This window comes from Hylemonella sp. W303a, assembly GCF_046452315.1.
GTDB lineage: Bacteria > Pseudomonadota > Gammaproteobacteria > Burkholderiales > Burkholderiaceae_C > Hylemonella.
Genome location: NZ_JBKFDG010000004.1, coordinates 258,708 through 280,712 on the forward strand (window position 1 = coordinate 258,708; position 22,005 = coordinate 280,712).

Annotated in this window: 21 protein-coding genes; 8 read left to right on the plus strand and 13 right to left on the minus strand. The window is 59.3% G+C overall.

The window, feature by feature from the left end; all coding sequences use genetic code 11:
* Nucleotides 1-141: 141 nt before the first annotated feature.
* Nucleotides 142-1,266, plus strand: coding sequence for an aminoglycoside phosphotransferase family protein (locus tag ACLBKS_RS09630; protein WP_410192588.1), 1,125 nt, complete (start codon nucleotides 142-144; stop codon nucleotides 1,264-1,266).
* A gap of 47 nt (nucleotides 1,267-1,313) precedes the next feature.
* Nucleotides 1,314-2,060 (plus strand): 16S rRNA (uracil(1498)-N(3))-methyltransferase, encoded by a 747-nt coding sequence (locus ACLBKS_RS09635; protein ID WP_410192589.1) that lies wholly within the window; start codon nucleotides 1,314-1,316, stop codon nucleotides 2,058-2,060.
* Here ACLBKS_RS09635 and ACLBKS_RS09640 read toward each other — a convergent pair.
* The 5 genes from ACLBKS_RS09640 to ACLBKS_RS09660 all read right to left on the minus strand — a co-directional run bounded on the left by ACLBKS_RS09640 (nucleotide 2,053) and on the right by ACLBKS_RS09660 (nucleotide 7,027).
* The gene (locus ACLBKS_RS09640; RefSeq protein WP_410192590.1) at nucleotides 2,053-2,895 is read right to left on the minus strand and encodes a lysophospholipase; all 843 of its coding nucleotides are present in this window, start codon (nucleotides 2,893-2,895) and stop codon (nucleotides 2,053-2,055) included. The two genes, ACLBKS_RS09635 and ACLBKS_RS09640, sit on opposite strands and share 8 nt — an antisense overlap.
* A gap of 14 nt (nucleotides 2,896-2,909) precedes the next feature.
* Nucleotides 2,910-4,424 carry a M20 family metallopeptidase gene (locus ACLBKS_RS09645; RefSeq protein ID WP_410192591.1) on the minus strand — a complete coding sequence of 505 codons (1,515 nt, stop codon included), beginning with the start codon at nucleotides 4,422-4,424 and terminating at the stop codon, nucleotides 2,910-2,912.
* A 112-nt stretch (nucleotides 4,425-4,536) separates the two neighbouring features.
* Entirely contained in the window at nucleotides 4,537-5,178 is a 642-nt protein-coding gene (maiA, locus tag ACLBKS_RS09650; RefSeq protein WP_410192592.1) for a maleylacetoacetate isomerase, read from the minus strand.
* Nucleotides 5,179-5,303: 125 nt separating this feature from the next.
* A complete protein-coding gene (gene metW, locus ACLBKS_RS09655) occupies nucleotides 5,304-5,885 on the minus strand; it encodes a methionine biosynthesis protein MetW (protein ID WP_410192593.1) in 582 nt (193 codons plus the stop codon).
* A complete protein-coding gene (locus ACLBKS_RS09660; protein ID WP_410192748.1) occupies nucleotides 5,882-7,027 on the minus strand; it encodes a homoserine O-acetyltransferase in 1,146 nt (381 codons plus the stop codon). The genes metW and ACLBKS_RS09660 overlap by 4 nt, the downstream gene beginning before the upstream one ends.
* A gap of 557 nt (nucleotides 7,028-7,584) precedes the next feature.
* Here ACLBKS_RS09660 and ACLBKS_RS09665 point away from each other — a divergent pair.
* The gene (locus ACLBKS_RS09665) at nucleotides 7,585-7,986 is read left to right on the plus strand and encodes an RNA recognition motif domain-containing protein (protein ID WP_410192594.1); all 402 of its coding nucleotides are present in this window, start codon (nucleotides 7,585-7,587) and stop codon (nucleotides 7,984-7,986) included.
* Nucleotides 7,987-8,104: 118 nt separating this feature from the next.
* On the opposite strand, the gene lptC is transcribed toward ACLBKS_RS09665, so the two are convergent.
* The 3 genes from lptC to ACLBKS_RS09680 form a co-directional block, all read right to left on the minus strand.
* Nucleotides 8,105-8,731, minus strand: coding sequence for an LPS export ABC transporter periplasmic protein LptC (gene lptC, locus ACLBKS_RS09670; RefSeq protein ID WP_410192595.1), 627 nt, complete (start codon nucleotides 8,729-8,731; stop codon nucleotides 8,105-8,107).
* A gap of 62 nt (nucleotides 8,732-8,793) precedes the next feature.
* On the minus strand, nucleotides 8,794-9,354 hold the full coding sequence (locus ACLBKS_RS09675) for a KdsC family phosphatase (RefSeq protein WP_410192596.1): 561 nt from the start codon (nucleotides 9,352-9,354) through the stop codon (nucleotides 8,794-8,796).
* Nucleotides 9,351-10,337 carry an SIS domain-containing protein gene (locus ACLBKS_RS09680; protein WP_410192597.1) on the minus strand — a complete coding sequence of 329 codons (987 nt, stop codon included), beginning with the start codon at nucleotides 10,335-10,337 and terminating at the stop codon, nucleotides 9,351-9,353. Before ACLBKS_RS09680 ends, ACLBKS_RS09675 begins: the two co-directional genes overlap by 4 nt.
* A 71-nt stretch (nucleotides 10,338-10,408) precedes the next feature.
* Here ACLBKS_RS09680 and ACLBKS_RS09685 point away from each other — a divergent pair, with 71 nt between their 5' ends.
* On the plus strand, nucleotides 10,409-10,954 hold the full coding sequence (locus ACLBKS_RS09685; RefSeq protein WP_410192598.1) for an adenine phosphoribosyltransferase: 546 nt from the start codon (nucleotides 10,409-10,411) through the stop codon (nucleotides 10,952-10,954).
* A gap of 25 nt (nucleotides 10,955-10,979) precedes the next feature.
* Here ACLBKS_RS09685 and mnmE read toward each other — a convergent pair whose 3' ends face one another.
* From mnmE to rpmH, 5 genes are all read right to left on the minus strand, one after another.
* The gene (gene mnmE, locus ACLBKS_RS09690) at nucleotides 10,980-12,338 is read right to left on the minus strand and encodes a tRNA uridine-5-carboxymethylaminomethyl(34) synthesis GTPase MnmE (protein WP_410192599.1); all 1,359 of its coding nucleotides are present in this window, start codon (nucleotides 12,336-12,338) and stop codon (nucleotides 10,980-10,982) included.
* A 120-nt stretch (nucleotides 12,339-12,458) separates the two neighbouring features.
* Nucleotides 12,459-14,171, minus strand: a complete 1,713-nt coding sequence (yidC, locus tag ACLBKS_RS09695) for a membrane protein insertase YidC (RefSeq protein ID WP_410192749.1) — start codon at nucleotides 14,169-14,171, stop codon at nucleotides 12,459-12,461.
* Nucleotides 14,168-14,449 (minus strand): membrane protein insertion efficiency factor YidD, encoded by a 282-nt coding sequence (gene yidD / locus ACLBKS_RS09700; protein WP_410192600.1) that lies wholly within the window; start codon nucleotides 14,447-14,449, stop codon nucleotides 14,168-14,170. The genes yidC and yidD overlap by 4 nt, the downstream gene beginning before the upstream one ends.
* The gene (locus ACLBKS_RS09705) at nucleotides 14,449-14,877 is read right to left on the minus strand and encodes a ribonuclease P protein component (RefSeq protein WP_410192750.1); all 429 of its coding nucleotides are present in this window, start codon (nucleotides 14,875-14,877) and stop codon (nucleotides 14,449-14,451) included. Before ACLBKS_RS09705 ends, yidD begins: the two co-directional genes overlap by 1 nt.
* 13 nt (nucleotides 14,878-14,890) lie before the next feature.
* Nucleotides 14,891-15,025, minus strand: coding sequence for a 50S ribosomal protein L34 (rpmH, locus tag ACLBKS_RS09710; protein WP_006299042.1), 135 nt, complete (start codon nucleotides 15,023-15,025; stop codon nucleotides 14,891-14,893).
* A 199-nt stretch (nucleotides 15,026-15,224) separates the two neighbouring features.
* Between rpmH and dnaA the strand changes: the two genes are divergently transcribed.
* The 4 genes from dnaA to ACLBKS_RS09730 all read left to right on the plus strand — a co-directional run bounded on the left by dnaA (nucleotide 15,225) and on the right by ACLBKS_RS09730 (nucleotide 21,983).
* Nucleotides 15,225-16,658, plus strand: a complete 1,434-nt coding sequence (gene dnaA / locus ACLBKS_RS09715) for a chromosomal replication initiator protein DnaA (RefSeq protein WP_410192601.1) — start codon at nucleotides 15,225-15,227, stop codon at nucleotides 16,656-16,658.
* 262 nt (nucleotides 16,659-16,920) lie between these two features.
* Nucleotides 16,921-18,027, plus strand: coding sequence for a DNA polymerase III subunit beta (gene dnaN, locus ACLBKS_RS09720; RefSeq protein ID WP_410192602.1), 1,107 nt, complete (start codon nucleotides 16,921-16,923; stop codon nucleotides 18,025-18,027).
* Nucleotides 18,028-18,115: 88 nt separating this feature from the next.
* Nucleotides 18,116-20,665, plus strand: a complete 2,550-nt coding sequence (gene gyrB / locus ACLBKS_RS09725) for a DNA topoisomerase (ATP-hydrolyzing) subunit B (protein WP_410192603.1) — start codon at nucleotides 18,116-18,118, stop codon at nucleotides 20,663-20,665.
* A gap of 34 nt (nucleotides 20,666-20,699) precedes the next feature.
* On the plus strand, nucleotides 20,700-21,983 hold the full coding sequence (locus ACLBKS_RS09730; protein WP_410192751.1) for a solute carrier family 23 protein: 1,284 nt from the start codon (nucleotides 20,700-20,702) through the stop codon (nucleotides 21,981-21,983).
* The last annotated feature ends 22 nt before the right edge of the window (nucleotides 21,984-22,005 follow it).

A 22,005-nucleotide genomic window follows, 5' to 3' on the forward strand; every position in this document is an offset into this window, starting at 1 on the left:
AAGATCCGGGGCAACATCGAAAAATGCCTGCAAGCACTTGCAAACATGACCACAGGCCGGGCGGGCGGGCAAGTCGTTTTTGCCCGCTAGGGTGGGGCCCGCAGTCCACCTGTTTGTAGAATGAACCAGCCTGAATTATCCATGAGCTCTACCGCTTTGCGCCCCACCCCCATTCCCCCCGCGAGTTCCGAGATTGAGTGGGCCGATCCTGATCGCGCCGCAGCCTTTGCACGCTGGCTGGAGGACCTGGCACGCCCTCAGCGGCTTCGGGTTGCCAGCTTGCGCATGGCGTCGGCCGATGCCAGCTTCCGCCGCTACTTCCGAGTTGACACCGAGGACAACGCCAGCCTCATCATCATGGACGCGCCACCAGACAAGGAGAACTGCGCGCCTTTCGTCCAGATTGCCGCACTCATGGCTGAGGCTGGGCTGCTCGCGCCCCGCATCTTGAATTGGGATGAAGGCCAGGGATTCATGTTGCTGACCGACTTGGGCACACGCACCATGATGCAAGTGATCCAAGCCGATCAGGCACAGGCCAATTTGCCCCTTTACCGCAAAGCCATTGACGCCTTGGTCCGCTGGCAGCAGGCTTCACGTCCAGGCGTTTTGCCCCCCTACGACGCGGCTTTGCTGCGCCGCGAACTGGAGCTTTTTCCCGACTGGTATCTGGCCCGACATCGGGGCATCACGGTGGATGGCAAATTGCGCAAAACACTGGACGAGATCTTCGACTTGATCATCACGCGCAACCTGGCCAGCCCCTCGGTCTACGTGCATCGCGACTTCATGCCGCGCAACCTCATGATCCCCGGGGATCCGAACCAGCCCCCATCGGTGCAGCCATCCGAGGAGCGTCTTGGGGTTTTGGATTTCCAGGACGCTGTATATGGCCCCATCACGTATGACATTGCCAGTCTCATGCGAGATGCATTTCTGAGCTGGGATGAAGATTTCGTGATCGACATCACAGTTCGGTACTGGCAAGCAGCGCGTCAGGCTGGTTTGCCGGTGCACGAAGACTTCGGTGAATTCTTCCGGGCTGTGGAGTGGATGGGACTGCAACGCCATCTGAAGATCGCAGGCATCTTTGCGCGACTCACTTTGCGCGATGGCAAGCCCAAATACCTTGCGGACGCACCTCGCTTCATCACTTATATCCGCGCCACCTGCGCACGGTATGCGGAACTGAAACCCTTGCTGCGCCTCGTGGACGAGGTTGAAGGCATCAGCGAGGCCAGCGGCTACGCGTTCGGCCGAGTCTGAGCGTACTGACCTAAAGCCAACTTGCGTCTTGAGCGCGATCTTTCTGGATGCCACGCTTTCACTGCCCCGAAGAACCTTCGTCGGTGCTGCGCGCTGGTGGCGAGTTCGAACTCCCACCTGAGACCGCCCGCCATGTACAGGTGCTGCGCCTTCAACCCGGCGATACCCTCACGCTGTTCACCGGTCGGAATGGCGAATGGACCGCCACCATTTTGCGCATGGGGCGGGCCAGCGTCACGGTGCGGGTGGATCAGCACCATGCGGTGGAACGCGAAGCGCTATTGGACGTCCATCTGGCGGTCGGCATGCCAGCGAATGAACGCATGGACTGGCTTGTGGAAAAAGCCGTGGAACTCGGCGTGGCCAGTATCCAGCCCCTGCTGACAGAACGCAGCGTGCTGCGCCTGAGTGGCGAGCGCGCATTGAAGAAGCAGTTGCACTGGCAAGGCATCGCCACCGCGGCTTGCGAACAATCCGGCCGCAATCGTCTGCCTTCGGTGCACCCCGTGCGAGCTTTGCTGGATTTTGTGGTCTGGAATCCACCCGAGGTCCATCGGCGTTTTGTGCTGTCCCTCGACGGAGACAGCCTGCCCTTGAGCCAGGTTCTTGCGTCCAAGCCCCCAACCGGCCCAGTGCTCCTGCTGTCTGGCCCCGAGGGGGGCCTGAGCCCCAACGAGGAACAGGCCGCGCGCGCCGCTGGCTTTGAGCCACTCAGTCTGGGGAAACGCACCCTGCGGGCGGAAACCGCGCCGCTGGCAGCCCTGGCGGCGTTGACGCTTCAAGGCTTCAGCTGAACCGTTGGGCCAGCCATTGCGTCAACTGCCGGTAGACCGGCTCGCGATGCAATTCGTTGAAGATTTCGTGGTAGTGCTGGGCGTAGCAATGGGATTCGACCAACTTGGGTTCGCCCTGCGGTACCCCGCGAGCGAACGCCGCGCTACCCGCTGGATTGACCAGCTTGTCTTGACCGGCGTACAGCAGCAGGGTAGGGGTGTGCCAGTGCCTCGCCGCTTTGACGACCCGAGGTCCGGCGTCAGCGATGTAGCGTGCGAGGCGAGCGGAAATGCGGTCGTGTACCAGGGGGTCCTGTTGGTACGCCTTGATCACCTCGGGATCGTGCGACAGCCAGCTCACGTCCAGTCCGTTGCGCACGCGCAGATGGGGTGCGATGGTGGGCAGGATGGCCAGCAAGAGGCGTCGACCAACACTCAAGCCCGCGTCCAGCGCGGGCGAGGACAGAATCAAGCCATCAATGCGCACGCGGTTCAAGGCCACGGCATGCGCCGCCACCAGGCCTCCCATGCTGTGGCCCAGCAGGATCAGTGGCAAACCCTGGCCAACTGTCCGGCGTGTGAAGTTCACGATGTGGGCCAAGTCATCGACGAGGCGGCGACGTGACGGCAGTCCACCCCGCACGCCGCTGGAATGACCGTGTCCGAAGTGGTCGTAGGCCCGCACGATGAAGTTCTGCATGCGCAGGCGCCGGGCCATTTCCTCGTAACGCCCGCTGTGCTCACCCAAGCCGTGAACGATCAGTACCACGCCACGAGGATGCGCGCCCAGGTCAAGAGGCCAATCACGCAAGGCGAGTTTCTGGTGATCAGCGGTCGTGTAGGTGCTTTGATCCATGGGTGTGCGGTGTGTCAGGGCATGTGTGCGATCACCTGCGCCACCGCGGCGGTCAAGCGCTGGGCATAAGGCACATGAAGGAACTCGTTCGGTCCATGGGCATTGCTTTTCGGCCCCAGCACGCCGCACACCATCATCTGCGCCTGGGGAAACCCACGAGACAGCATGTTCATCAACGGTATCGTCCCGCCCTGGCCGATGAAGCCACACGGTGCGCCATAAAAGTTGCGCGAGGCCTCGTCCAGCGCCTGACCAAACCATGGTGCAGTCTCAGGGGCATTCCAACCCGTGGCCGAGCCCGTGCCTTCAAACGTGACTCGCGCCTGGTAAGGCGCGTTGTCCTCCAGCAAGGCCTTGACCTCTTGCACGGCCGCCGCCGCGTCCACCAGGGGCGGCAGGCGCAAGGACAGCTTGAAAGCGGTCGACGGCCTGAGCACGTTGCCTGCGTTCTGCAGATCAGGCAACCCTTGCGCACCGGTCACGCTCAAGGTCGGCATCCAGGTACGGTTCAGCAGGGCCTGCACGGGGTCGGTGGTCATGGGCAGCGAGAAGCGGGTATCGCCCTCGCAGTCGTAATGCACCCAGGGAAAGCGCTTGTAGAGGTCCTCACCCAAGATGGCCGCAGTGGCGCGGGCCTGGGCCAGTCGCTCCGCAGGCACCTCGCAATGCAAGCGGGCCGGCAGCAGGCGGCCGGTGGCGCTGTCCTCAAGCCGGTCCAGCACATGGCGAAGGATGCGAAAGCTCGAGGGCACCACGCCGCTAGCGTCGCCCGAATGCACGCCCTCGGTGAGAATCTCCACCTTGAGCGTGCCACTGGCCATGCCACGCAGACTGGTCGTCAACCACAGCTGCTCATAGTTGCCTGCCCCACTGTCCAAGCAAACCACCAATCCTACGTCCCCTAGACGGTCCTTGCCGCCCGACCCCAAACCTCGAAGCGTGTCGACGTAGGGCAAGAGGTCATAAGAGCCGCTTTCCTCGCACGTTTCGATCAGGCCGACGATGCGCGGGTGAGGAAGCCTCTGCTGTTGGAGCGCGGAGATGGCCGAGATGCTGGCGTAAACGGCGTAGCCGTCGTCAGCACCGCCGCGGCCATAGAGTTTGCCGTCTTCGTACTTAGGCGTCCACGGGCCGAGATCGTTGCGCCAGCCATTGAACTCGGGTTGCTTGTCCAGGTGACCGTACATCAGCACGGTTCGCTGCGATGGCTCCTTGCCGTGAAGTGCTTCCTGACGTCCACTGGCGGGAACCTCGAAGAACAGCACCGGAGTGCGGCCCTCAATTCGGAGGATCTCCAGTCGCAGGCCGTGGATCTTTTGCGCTTCCACCCATGCAGCCGCGTTGCGCACCACCGTGTCGAGGTGCCCATGGTCAGCCCATTGAGGGTCGAACATCGGCGACTTGGCAGGAATCGCGATGTAATCCCGCAACTGAGGCAGGATTTCACGGTCCCATGCTTGACGGACGTCTTGCAATGCTTGGGCTGGTTCGAACGCATCGCGTGCGGCGGCAGAGAGTGGGGCATTCATGGTGGCGGACTCCCGAAATGCTTCTGAATGAGACTGCGTGATCCTACGCCGCTACGCAAGGCCGCGCCAGACATCCAGTCATGGCGGCCTAGACGCCGCCTAACCTCAACGTTCAGCCTGCATCCGGCTGTGCCGAGGGCGCAGCTCGGCGGAAGGCCTCTAGCTCCGCACAGGCGGCATCGACCGCGCTGATCAGGGGCCACCGGGTCAGGTCCACCTTGAAGCGGCGTGCACTTTCGACTTGCGGCACGAGGTACACTTCCGCCAGACCGGGCATGTTGCCGTAACAAAAGGCCCCACGCTGTCGGTCGGCGGCCAACAGCGTTTCGATGGCATCAAAACCAGCGCTGATCCAGGTTCCGCACCAAGCATTGACGGTGTCGGCGTCAGCGGCGAAGTTCTTCCTCAAGTACTCAAGGATGCGACGGTTGTTGATGGGATGGATATCGCAGGCCACGACGGACGCCAAGGCCCGCACGTGCGCGCGCGCTTCTGGGTCACGCGGCAACAGGGCGGGTTCCGGGTGGCGCTCTTCCAGCCATTCGATGATGGCGGGCGATTGGATGAGCACCGTCCCGTCCTTCAGCGCCAGGGCCGGCACGAGTTGTTGCGGATTGATGGCCTTGAAGGCTGCCTGAAGATGTTCTTCCTTACGCAAGTCCAAGGCCACGTACTCGGTATCTAAGCCTTTGAGATGTAGCGCGATGCGCAGGCGGTGCGAAGTGCCGCTACGGAAAAAGTTGTAGAGCTTCATAGATGGACGCGCCTTCATCGTGTTTTTTTGGATCCGCGCATTGTCACCAGTCCGCTGCCGCGGACTAGACTTTCACGCGGGTCATCCCAGCATCGGCACGAGTTTTGGTAAGTCGAACATGTCCGTCAACGAGAGAACTTCAGTACCGCAGTGCTGGCCCTCAAATTAGGCCAGCAACGCACGACTTTGCCCATGTGCAAGCCAAAGCTGTCCTGGATGTGCAATCCATTGCGATGCGCCAGGACCTCCAGGTCGGTCAATGTGCCCACACGGATGTTTGGTGTGTCGTACCACTGGTAAGGCAGGCGGCGAGTCACGGGCATGCGTCCGGCCAACACGCTCAGGCGATTGGGCCAATGGGCAAAATTGGGGAATGCCACGATGCCGGTCCGGCCCACGCGCGCGGTCTCCTGCAAAACGGTTTCAGCATTTCGCAGGTGCTGCAAGGTATCGATCTGCAACACCACGTCGAAACTCTGGTCGCCGAACATCGAAAGGCCCTGATCCAGGTTCAACTGAATGACATTGACGCCTCGCTGGACACAGGCTTGGACGTTCGCATCGTCCAGCTCCACGCCGTAACCCGTGCAACCCCGCTGGGCTTGCAAATGGGCGAGCAAGGCGCCGTCTCCGCAACCCAGATCCAGCACCCTGGATCCGTGGGGCACCAAGCTGGCGATCGCTTCAAGCATGCGCGTGTCGCTCATGTCAGCAGCTCCCGAGCCATGTTGTTGAAGTAGGACCGAACAACACCCAGGTAACGCGGATCGTCCAGCAAAAAGGCATCGTGACCATGAGGCGCGTCAATTTCGGCGTAGCTCACGTCGCGCCGGTTGTCGAGCAATCCCTTGACCATCTCTCGGCTGCGTTGGGGCGAAAAGCGCCAGTCGGTTGAGAAGCTCACCAGCAGGAACTTACAGCGTGCCGTGGCCAAGGCCACAGTCAGGTCCCCACCATGCTGGCGCGCTGGGTCGAAATAGTCCAACGCGCGTGTGATCAAGAGGTAGGTATTGGCGTCGAAGTAGTCGCTGAATTTGTCGCCTTGGTAGCGCAAGTAGCTTTCTATTTGGAATTCGATGTCTTGGGTGCTGTACTGGTACCCGGACCTGACCACGCCATCCACCGCCCCGCGCAACTCTCGGCCGAATTTTTCATTCATCACATCGTCGCTCAGGTAAGTGATGTGGCCGATCATGCGGGCGATACGCAGTCCTCGCTTGGGAATCACGCCCTGTTCATAGAAATGACCGCCGTGGAAGTCCGGATCCGTGACGATGGCGCGACGCGCCACTTCGTTGAAGGCGATGTTTTCGGCGTTCAGATTGGGAGCGCTCGCGATCACCACGGCATGCCGCATACGCTCTGGATACTGCAAAGTCCAGCTCAACGCTTGCATGCCTCCCAGGCTGCCGCCCATGACAGCCGCCAATTGGCCGATGCCCAACTGGTCAAGGAGGCGGGCTTGCGCGTTCACCCAATCTTCCACCGTCACGACCGGAAAGTCCGCGCCGTAAACCTTCCCCGTGTCAGGATTCACATGCATGGGTCCTGTGGAGCCAAAACAAGAGCCGAGGTTGTTGACGCCGATCACGTAGAACTTGTCGGTGTCAACAGGCTTGCCAGGGCCAATCATGTTGTCCCACCATCCCTCTGTGCCTGGCTGCCCTGCGTAAACACCTGCAACGTGGTGAGACGCATTGAGAGCGTGACAAATCAGGACAGCATTGGATCTGTCCGCGTTGAGACTGCCATAGGTTTCGTAGGTCAGGCTGTAACAACGGATGCTGGCGCCACTCTGTGTCGTCAGAGGGGCTTCGAAATACATGGTCTGGGGCTGGGCAATCAGCATCGAGAGCGTCGAAAAACAAAAAACCCGGCGCAGCATTCAGCTTGGCCGGGTTCCTGCTCGCAGAAAGCCCCTTCTTTAGCTGAACTTTGGAAGCAGCACCTTGAGGTGCCGTTCCAGCGCCCGCAATCGGGATCAAATCGGCGCTTCAGCGAGTATATGCAACTTTGTGCCACCCCAAAGAGGTGCTCTCTCAGACGAAGAATTGCATATTGGGCGAGGGTGAAAACACGAGTTGGTCATCTGCGGAGATCCATAACCGCTGTGCGAATTGGTATACGGACCGTATCCCTCATTCTCTGGAATTCGCACTTTTTGCGCTCCGACGTCGTTTCTTTACCATGGAAACACAAACTTTTAACGCTTTATGGTTTCTCCTAGGCCCGGTTTTCTTGCTCCGCCGCTGATTCCAAGTTCATAATAAGAAAGTGTGGGTGAGGGAGGTTTACCTAAGCAGCTCAACACAGGATTGCGGTAGTCTGCCGAATTCGCATCGACTCACGAATTGTTTGCGTTTCAGGGACCCCATCGCTTGTCATCGGTTTTTGAGGAGTCCCTAGATGGGCAACAAACTTTACGTGGGCAATTTGGCCTATTCGATTCGTGACAACGATCTTGAACAGGCCTTTGGCCAGTTCGGTGCTGTCACTAGTGCGAAAGTCATGATGGAACGTGACACGGGCCGTTCCAAGGGCTTCGGTTTTGTCGAAATGGGCAGCGATGCCGAAGCTCAGGCCGCCATCAATGGCCTGAACGGCCAACCCCTGAGCGGCCGAAACGTGGTCGTTAACGAGGCTCGTCCGATGGAGCCTCGCCCGCCGCGCAGCGGTGGCTTTGGTGGTCCTCGCCGTGAAGGCGGTGGCGGCGGTGGGTACGGGGATGGCGGCGGCGATGGTGGTTTCCGTAGCCCCTACGGCAACCCGCGCGGTGGCAACGGTGGCGGTGGGCGTCGTAGCTACTGAGCGTTGTTGATTTTGGTTTGGGCAACTTAGTCCCAATCCAAGATTTCTGTCGTTCCAGATTTTCAGAGAAGGCCCTCGGGTTTGTCCCCCGGGGGCCTTTTCTCGCTATCTATTAGATTTATTCAAGCGGTCGTTGGCTGGGTTCTGCCGACGACGAGGGCATGACCTGAATGTCAGATACCGCACCGCGAGGCAGTAAGGTGCCGCGTACACGGCCGCGAAGTTCGATCACCTGATCGTAGTTGCTGAAGTTCAAGTTCTGTGCCTCGATGCGGCTCTCGCCGTGCATCAGCTCCACCGGCATATTGGAGAGTACGCGCTCCTCCTCGAGAAAAGCGTGCAGGTACTCACTTTTAAAGCTCACTCTGGGTAAGGCACGGCCTTGCTTGTCGATCACGGCAGGTCTTAAGACGTGCGCTTTGCCGATCAGTTCCACCTCGGTCGCCTTTGAGGTGGTGATCGCTCGCGCAGCTGTTGCCACCGTGTAGTAACCGCGCTCGATGTTGTAGTTGCGCATCTGGACACCGCTGATTTCAAGCATGTCGTTGTAGGGATAGTGCCAAGCTTGATCCCCATAAATCTCGCTCTTCAGTCGGCCTTCTTGGTCAAAGGTTTTGACGGAAAAACGCTTCATTTCATAGTCGGGATCGCGTCGGACTTCTTTCTCTACGCGCGGCGTGGCAAACAAGGAGGAACTGCGCATCAGCCAGTAAGTGCCCAAGGCCAACAAAAGCATGAGCAACATGGGCAGGTAAATCGTGATCCGGTCCCAGCCCTGGCGCAACAAGCGGCCCGCTCCTTTTTGCGTCACTGCACGACCTCTTCCAACAGCTGCGCGTACTTGCCACTGCCGATGAGAAGCAAGTCGCAAAACTCACGCGCTGCACCCGCACCACCGGCGGCCCGAGTGACATGGTGTGCGCAGGCCAGAACTTCGGCATGCGCATTGCCCGGAGCACACGCAAGCGCACTGCGCGCAAGCACGGGAAGGTCAGGCCAGTCGTCGCCAATGGCAGCCGCTTGGCTCCAATTCAAACCCAGGGCCTGCAAGGTTTGTTCCGCCGCTGGGCGTTTGTCTTCCGTACCGTAATGCACATGGGTGATTCCCAGGGCTTTGAGTCGAACACGCAATGCAGGGCTGTCGCGCCCCGTGATCACGGCGGGCGTGATGCCAGCGCGCTGCAACAGCTTCATTCCATGGCCATCCAGGGTATGGAAACGCTTGAGCGATTCACCTGATTCACCGAAGTACAGCCCCCCGTCGGTGAGTACGCCATCAACGTCGAAAAACGCCACCTTGATATTCTGCGCATGCAGCAGCAGCTCTGGCGGAAACGATAAGGTGGCACGCACGGGTCGTTGGCTCATATGACTTTCGCTCGCATCAAATCGTTGGCATTCAGGGCACCGCACAGTCGCCCCGCTTCGTCCACGACAAACACGCTTGTGATTTTTTGCTGCTCCATCAGCTTGGCGGCTTCGACGGCGAGGGCGTCGCGTGAGATGGTGCGCGGATTGACGTGCATGACATCTCGAATCTTCGCGTGCCGGATTTCTCCACCTTTTTCGATGAGTCGCCGCAAATCCCCGTCCGTGAAGACGCCCACAGGGCGGTTTTCTTGATCCACGATGGCGCCAGCGCCCAGCCCCTTGACACTGATTTCCCGCATCAATGTCATCAGATCAGCATCCAACGGGACTTTGGGGACCACATCTACGCTGCGCATGATGTCGCTGACCATCGTCAGCAGTTTGCGACCCAGCGCACCGCCAGGGTGGGAACGCGCAAAATCTTCCGCCTTGAAGCCGCGCGCATCCAGCAAGGCCATGGCGAGCGCATCACCCATCGCGAGCTGAGCGGTTGTGCTGGCGGTGGGTGCCAAGTTGTGCGGGCAGGCCTCTTTCTCGACGGAGGTGTCCAGCAGGTGATCCGCGTGCCGAGCCAAACTGGAAGTCGACCGCCCAGTCATGGCGATCAAGGGCACGCCCATGCGTTTGATCAACGGTAACAACACGGTAAGCTCCTCGCTTTCACCGCTGTTGCTGATTCCGAGCACAACGTCTTTCACGGTGATCATGCCCAGATCGCCATGGCTGGCCTCCGCAGGATGAACGAACATCGCGGGGGTTCCCGTGGAAGCCAGCGTGGCAGCGATCTTGCGTCCAACATGGCCGCTCTTGCCCATGCCCATGACCACGACACGGCCGCTGCTGGCAAGCACACATTGCACGGCGGCGGTGAACCGTGCATCCAAGCGCTTCGCCAAAGCAGCAACTGCGTGCGCTTCTATGTCCAGCGCCTCACGGGCGATGGACAACGTTCGTGTGGAATCGAATGTTTTGGTGTTCATCCCCGGATTATCCGGCACCGTCCGCCAGATCGCCATCACAAGTCCCGCGGCCATGCACCGATAATCCCTCCATGGACTCTTCTGCCTACCTCCGCTCCCACATCCGCACCGTGCCCGATTGGCCAGCACCTGGCGTGCAATTTCGGGACATCACGCCGCTTTTGCAGGATCCAAAGGTTTTTCGCGTTCTCATCGACACATTCGTCCACCGCTACATGGACAAGCATCTCCGTCCAGACGTCGTGGCCGGACTGGACGCGCGTGGTTTCATCATCGGCTCCGTGCTGGCCTACGAGTTGGGCGTGGGTTTCGTTCCGATCCGCAAGAAAGGCAAGCTGCCCTTCACAACGGTTGAGGAAACCTACGAGCTGGAGTACGGTAGCGCGACCGTCGAATTGCACACGGACGCCGTACGGCCAGGCGACCGTGTGCTGCTGGTCGACGACCTGATTGCGACGGGCGGCACCATGATGGCGGGCAAACGTTTGCTTGAAAAGCTAGGAGCAACGGTGATGGAAGGCGCCGCAATCGTGGACCTGCCTGAACTTCAAGGATCGCGTCGGCTGCGCGAAGGCGGTCTTAGCTTGTTCACGTTGGTAGATTTCTCGGGACACTGAGCCGAACCCGGGGGATTCCCCGTTTTCATTTGCCAATGCAGAAGCGGGTGAAAATCACCCCGAGCAGATCGTCGCTGGTGAACTCCCCGGTGATTTCGTTGAGCGCGTTCTGAGCCAGGCGCAACTCTTCGGCCAGAAGATCGAGGGCCAAAGCTTGCTCATCCAGATTCATTTGGGCGGCTTGCAAATGCCGACTGACGCGATGTAACGCCTGCACATGCCGTTCGCGCGCCAAGAACAGGCCTTCCGGTGCGCTTTGCCAGCCTACCGTGCGCAGCAAGACTTGGCGCAGCAGGTCCAATCCTGCACCGGTCTTGGCGGATAGGGAGACTCCCGACATGCTCGCAGTTTCTGGGGCCTGATCCTGCTTGTTCCAGATGTGGATGACCGGCACACCCGATGGCAATCGCAGAGCCAGGGCTTCGTCTGCCATGCGGTACTCTGCCTGTGTCTGGCGCGTGAGGTCATGCAGAAATAGCACGGCATCCGCGGAAGCAATCTGCGCCCAGGCGCGTTCAATGCCAATCCGCTCCACTTCGTCCTGACTATCCCGCAAACCCGCTGTGTCCACCACGTGCACAGGCACGCCCTCGATTTGTATGGTTTGCTGGACCACGTCGCGTGTGGTTCCAGCGATCGGGGTAACGATGGCCAGTTCGGCGCCCGCCAAGGCATTGAGCAAAGAACTCTTGCCGGCATTCGGCTGCCCTGCGATCACGACCTTGATGCCCTCGCGCAGCAGGCTGCCCTGGCGGGCCTGTTGCAGAACGGTCTGCAATCGTGCCTGCAGCCGCGCAAGCTGTCCTTGCGCATCGGCCTGGCGCAAGAAGTCGATGTCCTCCTCGGGAAAATCCAGCGTCGCCTCGACGAGCATGCGCAGATGCACCAGGGCCTCACGCAGTTGGGCGATCTCACGGGAAAAAGCACCCTCCAGGGAACGGCTTGCGCTGCGGGCCGCAGCCTCGGTGCTGGCGTCGATCAGGTCAGCAACGGCTTCGGCCTGGGCCAAATCCAGCTTGCCATTCAGGAAGGCCCTCTGCGTGAACTCGCCAGGCTGGGCGATCCGCGCACCGGGCAGAGCTTCCAGGCACCGGGCCAAGAGCAATTGCAGGACCACCGGACCCCCATGCACCTGCAGCTCGAGCACGTCCTCGCCTGTGTAGGAGTTGGGCTCGGGAAAGTGGATCGCCAATCCATGGTCAATGGCTTCACCTCTTGCATCGCGCAAGGGTAGATAAGTCGCATGGCGCGGTATCAGGGCCTTGCCGCAAACCGCATGGACAAGGGCAGACAGATTGCGTCCGCTGGCCCGCACGATGCCGACGGCGCCTCGTCCGGGCGCCGTCGCAATCGCGACGATGGGTTCCTGATGGCGGGACAGCATGGTTCGATTGGTCCACTCATCCGTGGTGCGATCCGACCCCATTGCGACGGCCATGGACCCGCGCAATACAAGTCTCTGGCTTCGTAACTGAAAGGGTGCGCCGCAGAGCACCCCCAAGGATTACCTGAACTTCGGCAAGTTGAACTGGGGCGGCACGCCCATGCGTTTGTTGATGACCCATTGCTGGGCGATCGACAGCACGTTGTTCGTCACCCAGTAGAGCACCAGACCGGCCGGGAAGAAGAAGAACATCACGCTGAAGACCAGGGGCATGATCCACATCAGCTTGGCCTGCATCGGGTCCGGCGGCGCCGGGTTCAGGGCCGTCTGCAACATGGTGGTCAAGGTCATCACCAGCGGCAAGATGTAATACGGGTCTTCCGTCGAGAGATCTTTGATCCAGAGGACCCACGGCGCGTTGCGCATTTCAACACTGGACAAGAGCACCCAGTACAAGGCAATGAACACAGGAATCTGGATCATGATGGGCAGGCAGCCGCCCAGCGGATTGACTTTCTCCTCGCGGTAGATGCGCATCATCTCCTGCTGCATCTGTTGCGGTTTGTCTTTCAAGCGATCGCGCATCTCGGTGATTCGCGGCGCGATCGCCTTCATCTTGGCCATGCTGGCGTAGGCTTTGGCGTTCAGCCAGTAGAAGGCAATCTTGAGCAAGACCACCAGCGCCACGATCGACCAGCCCCAGTTGTGCAAGAAGCCGTGCAGCTTGTCGAGCAGCCAATACAAAGGCTTGGCCAGGATGGTCAGCCAGCCATAGTCCTTGACCAGCTCGAGACCGGGAGCCAATGCTTCCAGCTGCTTCTCTTCCTGCGGGCCGACGAAGAGTCGCGCATCCAGCACGCGAGTGGCCCCCGGCGCCAGCACTTGCAGCGGCGCGATCATCCCAACTGCATACAGGTTGTTGCTGACCTTGCGGACGAAGATTTCACGTTGCACGCCGTCAGCCAATAGCCATGCGCTGGCAAAGTAATGCTGCACCATGGCCACGTAGCCGTTGGTCGACTCTTTGTCGAAGTCAGCCTTGCCTTTTTCGATATCCCCAAACTCGACCTTGTGGTATTTCTTGGCCTCGGTGTAGATCGCCGGACCCGTGAACGTGGAATAGAACGAGGAACCGCCTGGGATCTTGTTGCCGTCGCGTACCAGTTGTAGATAGACCTGGGGCGTGACCGCTTCCTGACCAACATTGCGCACTTCATGCTTCACATCCACGGCATAGCTGCCTCGCTGAAGTGTGTAGGTCTTGAGAAGCTGAACGCCACCGGAAACCGGTGATTCGAACTGCACCGTGAGCGTATCGACACCGTCCTTGAGTTCACGCTCGCTGCTGAGCAGCTTCATCACGGTCTTATGGGTCGGTAGATCTTTGCCCCCGATCAGGCCCGTCTGGGACAGGTAGACACGGTCTTTGCTTTCATCGAAAAGAACCACCGGAGTTCGCGCATCATGGGACTCGTGATGGCGCAGAAACTCTGAACGCACCAAGGAACCGCCCTCGGTGTCGAACGTCAGCTTCAGGACGTCGGTCGAAAACGTCACTCGCTCATGTGGCAAGGAGGATGCCAGTTGAGCAGCGGCCTGAATGGCAGCCACTCCCCCATCCACCGCGGCCGATGTCAGCTGTCGCGCCTGGGGCACTTCAGGATTCGGCACTGTGGCGGGCTGATCAGCTGCCGTAACGGGCTTGGCCACTGCGGCGGTCGGTGAAGGGAAGAACGTTGCAGGACGTCCGTTGTGAATCTGCCATTGGTCCCAGAGCAGAACAATTGAAAAGCCGAAAATCACCCAGAGGATGGTGCGGCGGATGTCGTTCATGTCGTTTTCTTTTCCGAAAGGGATTTCAACAAACCTGTGAATAAACGCGGTTTTTGCTCGGGAACGGGATCGTATCCGCCAGCACACCACGGATGACAACGCAACAGACGAGCCACTGTCAACGCACTGCCTGCACGCGCGCCATGCTTATCCAGTGCTTCCAAGGCATATCGTGAACAGGTGGGCTCAAAACGGCACGCCGACCCTAGCCAGGGGCTCAAAAAATAGCGGTACCCATGTACAAGGGCCATGAGCGCGCGAGCAGGCCAGCGCACCATCAAACTTTGCCTTTGCTCATGCCCGCTGCCCTGGTGAATAGACGTTCAAGCTCCGTGCGGACTGCGTTGCGCAAGAGGGTCGACGCGGCACTGCGAAACTGATCCACACCGTAGGCGGTCTTCAAGCGAACCAAAAACACGGATTGGGGCATTGCCGCGCGCAGAGCATCCAGGTGTTCCTCGCCCACACCATAAATCTGACGCCTGATGAGATTGCGAGTGACAGCCCGTTTCGCCCAACGTTTGGGCGTGACGGCGCCAAGCCAAGGCCCTTCTCCAGGGAACAAGACTGGAATTTGCGCAGCCATTTGTTCAACCGGGCTCTGCAAGGCCAAGCCATGCAAGACGAAATGCTCGGTGCGAGCCAAGGGCGGGCTGGAACGCAGAGCCTCAAATTGAGGCTGAACCCTCAGCCGACGCGCTTTCAATGAGAGGCGAGACTCAGACTGCCAGGCGCTTGCGACCCTTGGCGCGCCGAGCGTTAATGACGGCACGGCCGCCACGCGTCTTCATGCGAACGAGAAAACCGTGGGTGCGAGCACGACGGATCTTGGAGGGTTGGTATGTGCGTTTCATGGAATGTCTACCTTGGGGAAACCTTGGATTATCCCAAAAAAATGCATTTCCGACAATGAGACAGCCAGCGCCGCCGTCCGAACACGTCCGTGGTCAATGTGGGACATAGTGGCAGAACACTTGGTGTGGATAAATTATTGACAAGGTACAATCGTCCGCCTCAGTTCATGCAACATATCCACAACAGAATGATTTACGCATGAGCGACGGATTCTTCCACGCCCAGCAGGGCTCCACCCAGGATATTGGCCACAGCCTCTGGCAGGCATGTGTGGATCAGCTGGCGCAAGAGCTGCCGGAACAACAGTTCAATACCTGGATCCGGCCTTTGTCTGCCCGTTTGGCAGATGACTATTCCTCCCTGACACTGTACGTTGTCAATCGTTTCAAGCTGGACTGGATACGAGCTCAGTACAGCAAGCGTATCGCTGCCTTGTTGGAGAGCATTTACGGGCAACCAATCGCACTGGAATTGGCGATCGCGCCTCGCGAGAACGTCAATGTCGTTAGAAATCAGGGGCCCGCTTTTGTTGACGCGGAATCACTCCCCGAGGCAATACCTGCGGACGAAGTTTCCTACAGCGTAGCGTCGGTGCAATCCGCGTCCTCTAGCCGCCATCGCCTCAACACAGCGTTGACTTTTGATACCTTGGTTGAAGGTACGGCGAACCGCATGGCCAGGGCCGCCGCCATGCACGTGGCAGGTTCCCCAGGGCAACTTTACAACCCCTTGTTCATCTATGGCAGCACTGGTTTGGGCAAAACCCATCTGATCCATGCCGTCGGGAATCGCTTGCTGGCCGAAAAACCTGGTGCCAAGGTGCTTTACACGCACGCGGAATGGTTCGTCACGGATGTGGTGAAGGCCTACCAGCGCAAAACGTTCGATGAGTTCAAGGACAAGTACCACTCGTTGGACCTCTTGCTGATCGATGATGTGCAGTTCTTTGCTGGCAAAGACCGTACCCAGGAAGAGTTTTTCAACGCGTTCGAGGCACTGCTCGCGAAAAAGAGCCACATCGTGATGACCAGCGACACCTACCCCAAGGGTTTGCTGGACATCAATCAACGCTTGGTCTCTCGTTTTGATTCTGGTCTGACGGTTGCCATCGAGCCCCCTGAGCTGGAAATGCGCGTGGCCATCTTGATCAACAAGGCCCAGAGCGAAGGCGCCAGCATGCCAGAGGAAGTCGCATTTTTCGTCGCCAAGAATGTTCGCTCCAACGTGCGTGAACTGGAAGGCGCCTTGCGCAAGATCCTGGCTTATTCGCGCTTCAACCAAAAGGAAGTGTCGATCCAGTTGGCACGTGAGGCCTTGCGGGATCTTCTCTCCATCCAAAACAGGCAAATTTCTGTAGAAAACATCCAGAAAACGGTGGCCGATTACTACAAGATCAAAGTGGCGGACATGTACAGCAAGAAGCGCCCTGCATCGATTGCACGGCCCCGCCAAATTGCCATGTATCTGGCCAAGGAATTGACGCAGAAAAGCCTACCGGAAATCGGTGAGTTGTTTGGCGGTCGTGACCACACCACGGTGTTGCACGCTGTACGAAAAATCTCGGGCGAACGCCAACAATTGACTGAACTGAACCAACAACTGCATGTGCTGGAGCAGACCCTCAAAGGATGACCTCCAAATCAGACATGGCCACGGTCACAAACCCTGGGGATAACTTTCTAATAAGTTCACACTTATCCACAGGATTTTTAAGAATGCTCGACTTGTTCAAATTGCTGCGCACGCAAAAAGATTTCGTCCCACAGCCTAATCATCATCGCAAGTGCTTGATAAAAATAGAGAAAATGCAGCTGTCCACAGAAACCAGCTGACTTCTATCTACGACTACTAATTTTTAATAAAGATTCTGGAAGTTATTCAAGAAGAGGTTGACATGATTGTCCTGAAGGCATCACAAGACAAAGTCCTATCCGTGCTTCAATCCGTTGCGGGCATTGTCGAACGCCGCCACACCTTGCCCATCCTGGCCAATGTGATGCTGCGCAGGTCGGGCAACGCCTTGCAATTGACCACCAGCGATCTGGAAATTCAGATCCGTACCGTGGCTGAATTCGACGGCGATTCCGGCAACTTCACCACCACCGTGGGTGCTCGTAAGTTGATCGACATCCTCAGGACCTTGCCCTCCGATCAGACGGTGACACTTGAATCCAGCCAGAACAAGCTGGTTCTCAAAGGAGGCAAGAGCAAGTTCACCTTGCAGTCCTTGCCTGCGGAGGACTTTCCACTGGTCCAGGAGGCGGCCAATTTCGGTCCGAAGTTCAGCGTGCCCCAGAAGACACTGAAAGAGCTGCTGGCACAGGTTTCCTTTTCCATGGCAGTTCACGACATCCGTTATTACCTCAACGGCATCTTGTTCGTGGCCGAAGGCCAGCAGCTCAGCTTGGTAGCCACCGATGGTCACCGCTTGGCTTTCGCCTCAGCAACCTTGGACGTGGAAGTCCCCAAGCAGGAGGTCATCTTGCCGCGCAAGACGGTACTGGAGTTGCAACGCCTGCTGTCCGACAACGAAGGCGCCATCGAGATGCAGTTCGCGGGCAATCAGGCCAAATTCAGTTTTGCGGGCATGGAATTCGTGACCAAGTTGGTCGAAGGCAAGTTTCCCGATTACAACCGCGTCATTCCCAAGAACCACAAGAACACCATCGTGCTGGGTCGCCAGCCGCTTCTGGCCAGCTTGCAGCGTGCGGCGATTCTTACCAGCGACAAGTTCAAGGGTGTGCGACTCAACATCGAGCCCGGCACCTTGCGCATTGCCTCGACCAATGCCGAGCAGGAAGAGGCTGTCGACGAGTTGGACATTGACTACAACGGCGACAGCATCGAGATTGGTTTCAACGTCACGTACTTGATTGAGGTGCTGGGCAACATGACGCAGGAGATGGTCAGGGTGGAACTCTCTGATTCCAACAGCTCCGCCCTTGTGACGATCCCCGACAACGCCAACTTCAAATACGTCGTGATGCCGATGCGCATCTGAATTTCTGAGCCTTGTTTTTCAGCCCGCGGTGTGGATGCCATCGCGGGTTTCTCGTTTTCAAGTTAGACCCTTCCAGAAAAGACCCTCCATGAGCGAAGCAGAAAAACCCGTTGGCGCCGGCGCGGGTGGTTATGACGAGTCCTCGATCCAGATACTTGAGGGGCTGGAAGCCGTGCGCAAGCGCCCAGGCATGTACATCGGCGACACCTCCGACGGCACCGGATTGCATCACCTTGTTTTCGAAGTCGTGGACAACTCCATCGATGAAGCTCTCGCTGGGTATTGCGATGACATCGTCGTCACCATCCACACCGACAACTCCATCAGCGTCACGGACAACGGCCGAGGCATTCCGACCGGCGTCAAGATGGATGACAAGCACGAACCCAAGCGCTCGGCGGCTGAAATTGCCCTGACCGAATTGCACGCGGGTGGCAAGTTCAACCAGAACAGCTACAAGGTGTCGGGGGGCTTGCACGGTGTGGGTGTGTCTTGCGTGAACGCTTTGTCGCGTTGGTTGCGTTTGACCGTGCGCAATGCTGGCAAGGTGCATCAACTTGAATTTGCTCGGGGGGCGGTGCAAAACCGTTTGTTGACCCAGCAAAACGGCGTGGAAGCGTCCCCGATGAAGGTGATCGGTGAGACCGAGAAGCGCGGCACGGAGGTGCACTTCCTGCCTGACACCGAGATCTTTCAGCAGAACAACGAGTTCCACTACGAAATCCTGGCCAAGCGCCTGCGAGAGCTGAGCTTCCTCAACAACGGTGTGCGGATCCGCCTCAAGGACGAGCGCAATGGCAAGGAGGACGATTTCTCTGGCGCTGGGGGTGTCAAGGGTTTCGTCGACTTCATCAATGCCAACAAGAAGGTGCTGCATCCCAACGCTTTCCATGCGATTGGCACCCGGCCTGCCGACAGCTATGGCGGAATTCCCGGCACCGAGATCGGCGTGGAAGTCGCGATGCAGTGGAACGACGGCTACAACGAAAGCGTGCTCTGCTTCACCAACAACATCCCGCAGCGAGACGGTGGCACGCACTTGACGGGTTTGCGTGCGGCCATGACGCGCGTGATCGGCAAGTACATCGAGAGCAATGAGCTCGCCAAGAAGGCCAAAGTCGAAGTGACGGGCGACGACATGCGCGAAGGTCTGTGCTGTGTGTTGTCTGTCAAGGTACCTGAGCCGAAGTTCAGCAGCCAGACCAAAGACAAGCTGGTGTCCAGCGAAGTGCGCGCCCCGGTGGAAGACATCGTGGCCAAGGCGCTGACCGACTATTTGGAAGAGCGTCCCAACGACGCCAAAACCCTGTGCGGCAAGATTGTTGAGGCGGCCCGTGCTCGCGAGGCGGCCCGCAAGGCGCGTGAAATGACACGCCGCAAAGGGGTGCTGGATGGCATGGGCCTTCCGGGCAAACTGGCCGATTGCCAGGAGAAGGATCCGTCGCTGTGCGAGATCTACATCGTCGAGGGTGACTCCGCCGGTGGCAGTGCCAAGCAAGGGCGCGATCGCAAGTTCCAGGCGATCTTGCCGCTGCGCGGCAAGATCCTGAACGTGGAGAAAGCCCGGTACGAGAAGCTGTTGACCAGCAACGAGATCGTCACCTTGATCACCGCCCTGGGCACGGGCATCGGCAAGGCCAGCAGCGACTCGGGCAAGTCGGGCGCCGATGATTTCAACATCGACAAGCTTCGCTACCACCGCATCATCATCATGACCGACGCGGACGTGGACGGCGCGCACATCCGCACGCTTTTGCTCACCTTCTTCTATCGGCAGATGCCGGAGCTGGTCGAACGGGGTCATATCTACATTGCCCAGCCGCCGCTGTACAAGGTGAAGTCCGGCAAGGAAGAGCTGTACCTCAAGGACGGATCCGCCTTGGATGCTTACCTGTTGCGTATTGCCCTCGCGGGTGCGTCCATCCACACCGGTGGCGTGACGAACACCGTGATCCAGGGTGATACGTTGGCCGAACTGGCGCGCAAGCACCAGCTGGCCGAGAGCGTCATTGCTCGTCTGCACAACTTCATGGACGTGGAGGCACTGCGCGCGGTGGCCGATGGTGTGGAGTTGAAGCTGGACACCGTGGCCGAAGCCGAGGCCTCGGCCGTGGCCTTGCAGGCCAAGTTGCGCGAACTGGGCAGCGGCTCAGAGGTCGCGGGTGAATTCGATGTTCGCACCGACAAACCCATCCTGCGCATCAGCCGCCGTCACCATGGCAACGTCAAGAGCAGCGTCATCACCCAGGACTTTGTCCATGGCGCCGACTACGCCGCGCTGGCGGAAGCGGCGCAGACCTTCCGAGGGCTGCTGGGCGAGGGCGCCAAGGCGGTTCGGGGTGAGGGTGAAAAGCAGAAGGAAGAGAAGGTTGCCGATTTCCGTTCCGCCATGGCTTGGCTGATCAGTGAAGCCGAGCGCACCACCTCTCGCCAACGCTACAAAGGCTTGGGGGAAATGAACCCCGGGCAACTTTGGGAGACGACCATGGACCCGACCGTGCGTCGCTTGCTGCGGGTTCAAATTGACGATGCGATCGAGGCGGACCGCGTCTTCACCATGCTGATGGGCGACGAGGTGGAGCCGCGGCGTGACTTCATCGAGACCAACGCCTTGCGCGCGGGCAACATCGACGTTTGAATTCCTGAAAAAGTACAAGGAGATCACCATGGGAATGTTCAGCTGGCAGAAAAAAGACACCGAGGTGCTTGCCCAAGGCGGCGTGATCGCGCCCGACGAACGTTTGCCCTGGGGGCAGACCGCCGCGATGGGCGTGCAGCACGTCATCGCCATGTTCGGTGCGACGGTGCTCGCGCCGATCCTGATGGGTATTGATCCCAACGTCGCGGTGCTGATGAGTGGCATCGGCACCCTGATCTTCTTTCTGATCACGGGTGGCAAGGTACCGAGTTATCTCGGGTCTTCCTTTGCCTTCATCGGCGTGGTGATCGCCGCCACGGGGTACGCGGGTTCCGGCCTCAATGGCAATTTGGGTGTGGCTCTGGGTGGCATCGTCGCGTGCGGCGTGGTGTACATCGTGATCGGAGCCATTGTTCAGGTGATCGGCATCGGCTGGATTGAGCGTCTGATGCCGCCCGTGGTCACGGGTTCGGTGGTCGCCGTGATTGGCTTGAATCTCGCGGTGGTGCCGATCAAGAACATGGCGCCCACCAACTTTGATGCCTGGATGCAGGCCGTGACTTTCTTGTGCGTGGGAGCCGTCGCCGTGTTCACGCGCGGCATGGCGCAACGCCTGTTGATCCTCCTCGGTCTGATCGTGGCCACTGTCATCTACGCCTTGCTGACCAATGGCATGGGATTGGGCAAGCCCTTGGATCTGTCGGGCATCGCCGCAGCGGCCTGGCTCGGCTTGCCGACCTTCACCGCCCCGGTCTTCAGCGCGCCGGCCATGTTGCTGATCGCGCCGGTGGCGGTCATCCTGGTGGCCGAGAACCTGGGACACATCAAGGCGGTGACGGCCATGACGGGCCGCAATCTTGATCCTTACCTCGGTCGGGCCTTCATCGGTGACGGCGTGGCCACGGTGGTCAGTGGCGCGGCGGGGGGCACAGGCGTGACGACCTACGCCGAGAACATTGGCGTCATGGCTGCGACCAAGATTTACTCCACGGCGGTGTTCGTCGTGGCCGCGTCGATCGCCGTGCTCCTGGGGTTCAGTCCCAAGTTTGGCGCCGTCATCCAAGCCATTCCCTTGCCCGTGATGGGCGGTGTTTCCATCGTTGTGTTTGGCTTGATCGCCGTGGCGGGCGCGCGCATTTGGGTGGACAACAAGGTCGATTTCTCGGACAACCGCAACCTCATCGTCGCGGCCATCACCCTGATCCTGGGCACAGGCGATTTCACCCTGCGTTTCGGTGGGTTTGCCCTGGGTGGCATCGGTACCGCGACGTTTGGCGCTGTGCTCTTGTGGGCCTTGCTCGGTCGGTCGGCGAAATAAACAGCCGACGACGCCAAAAACA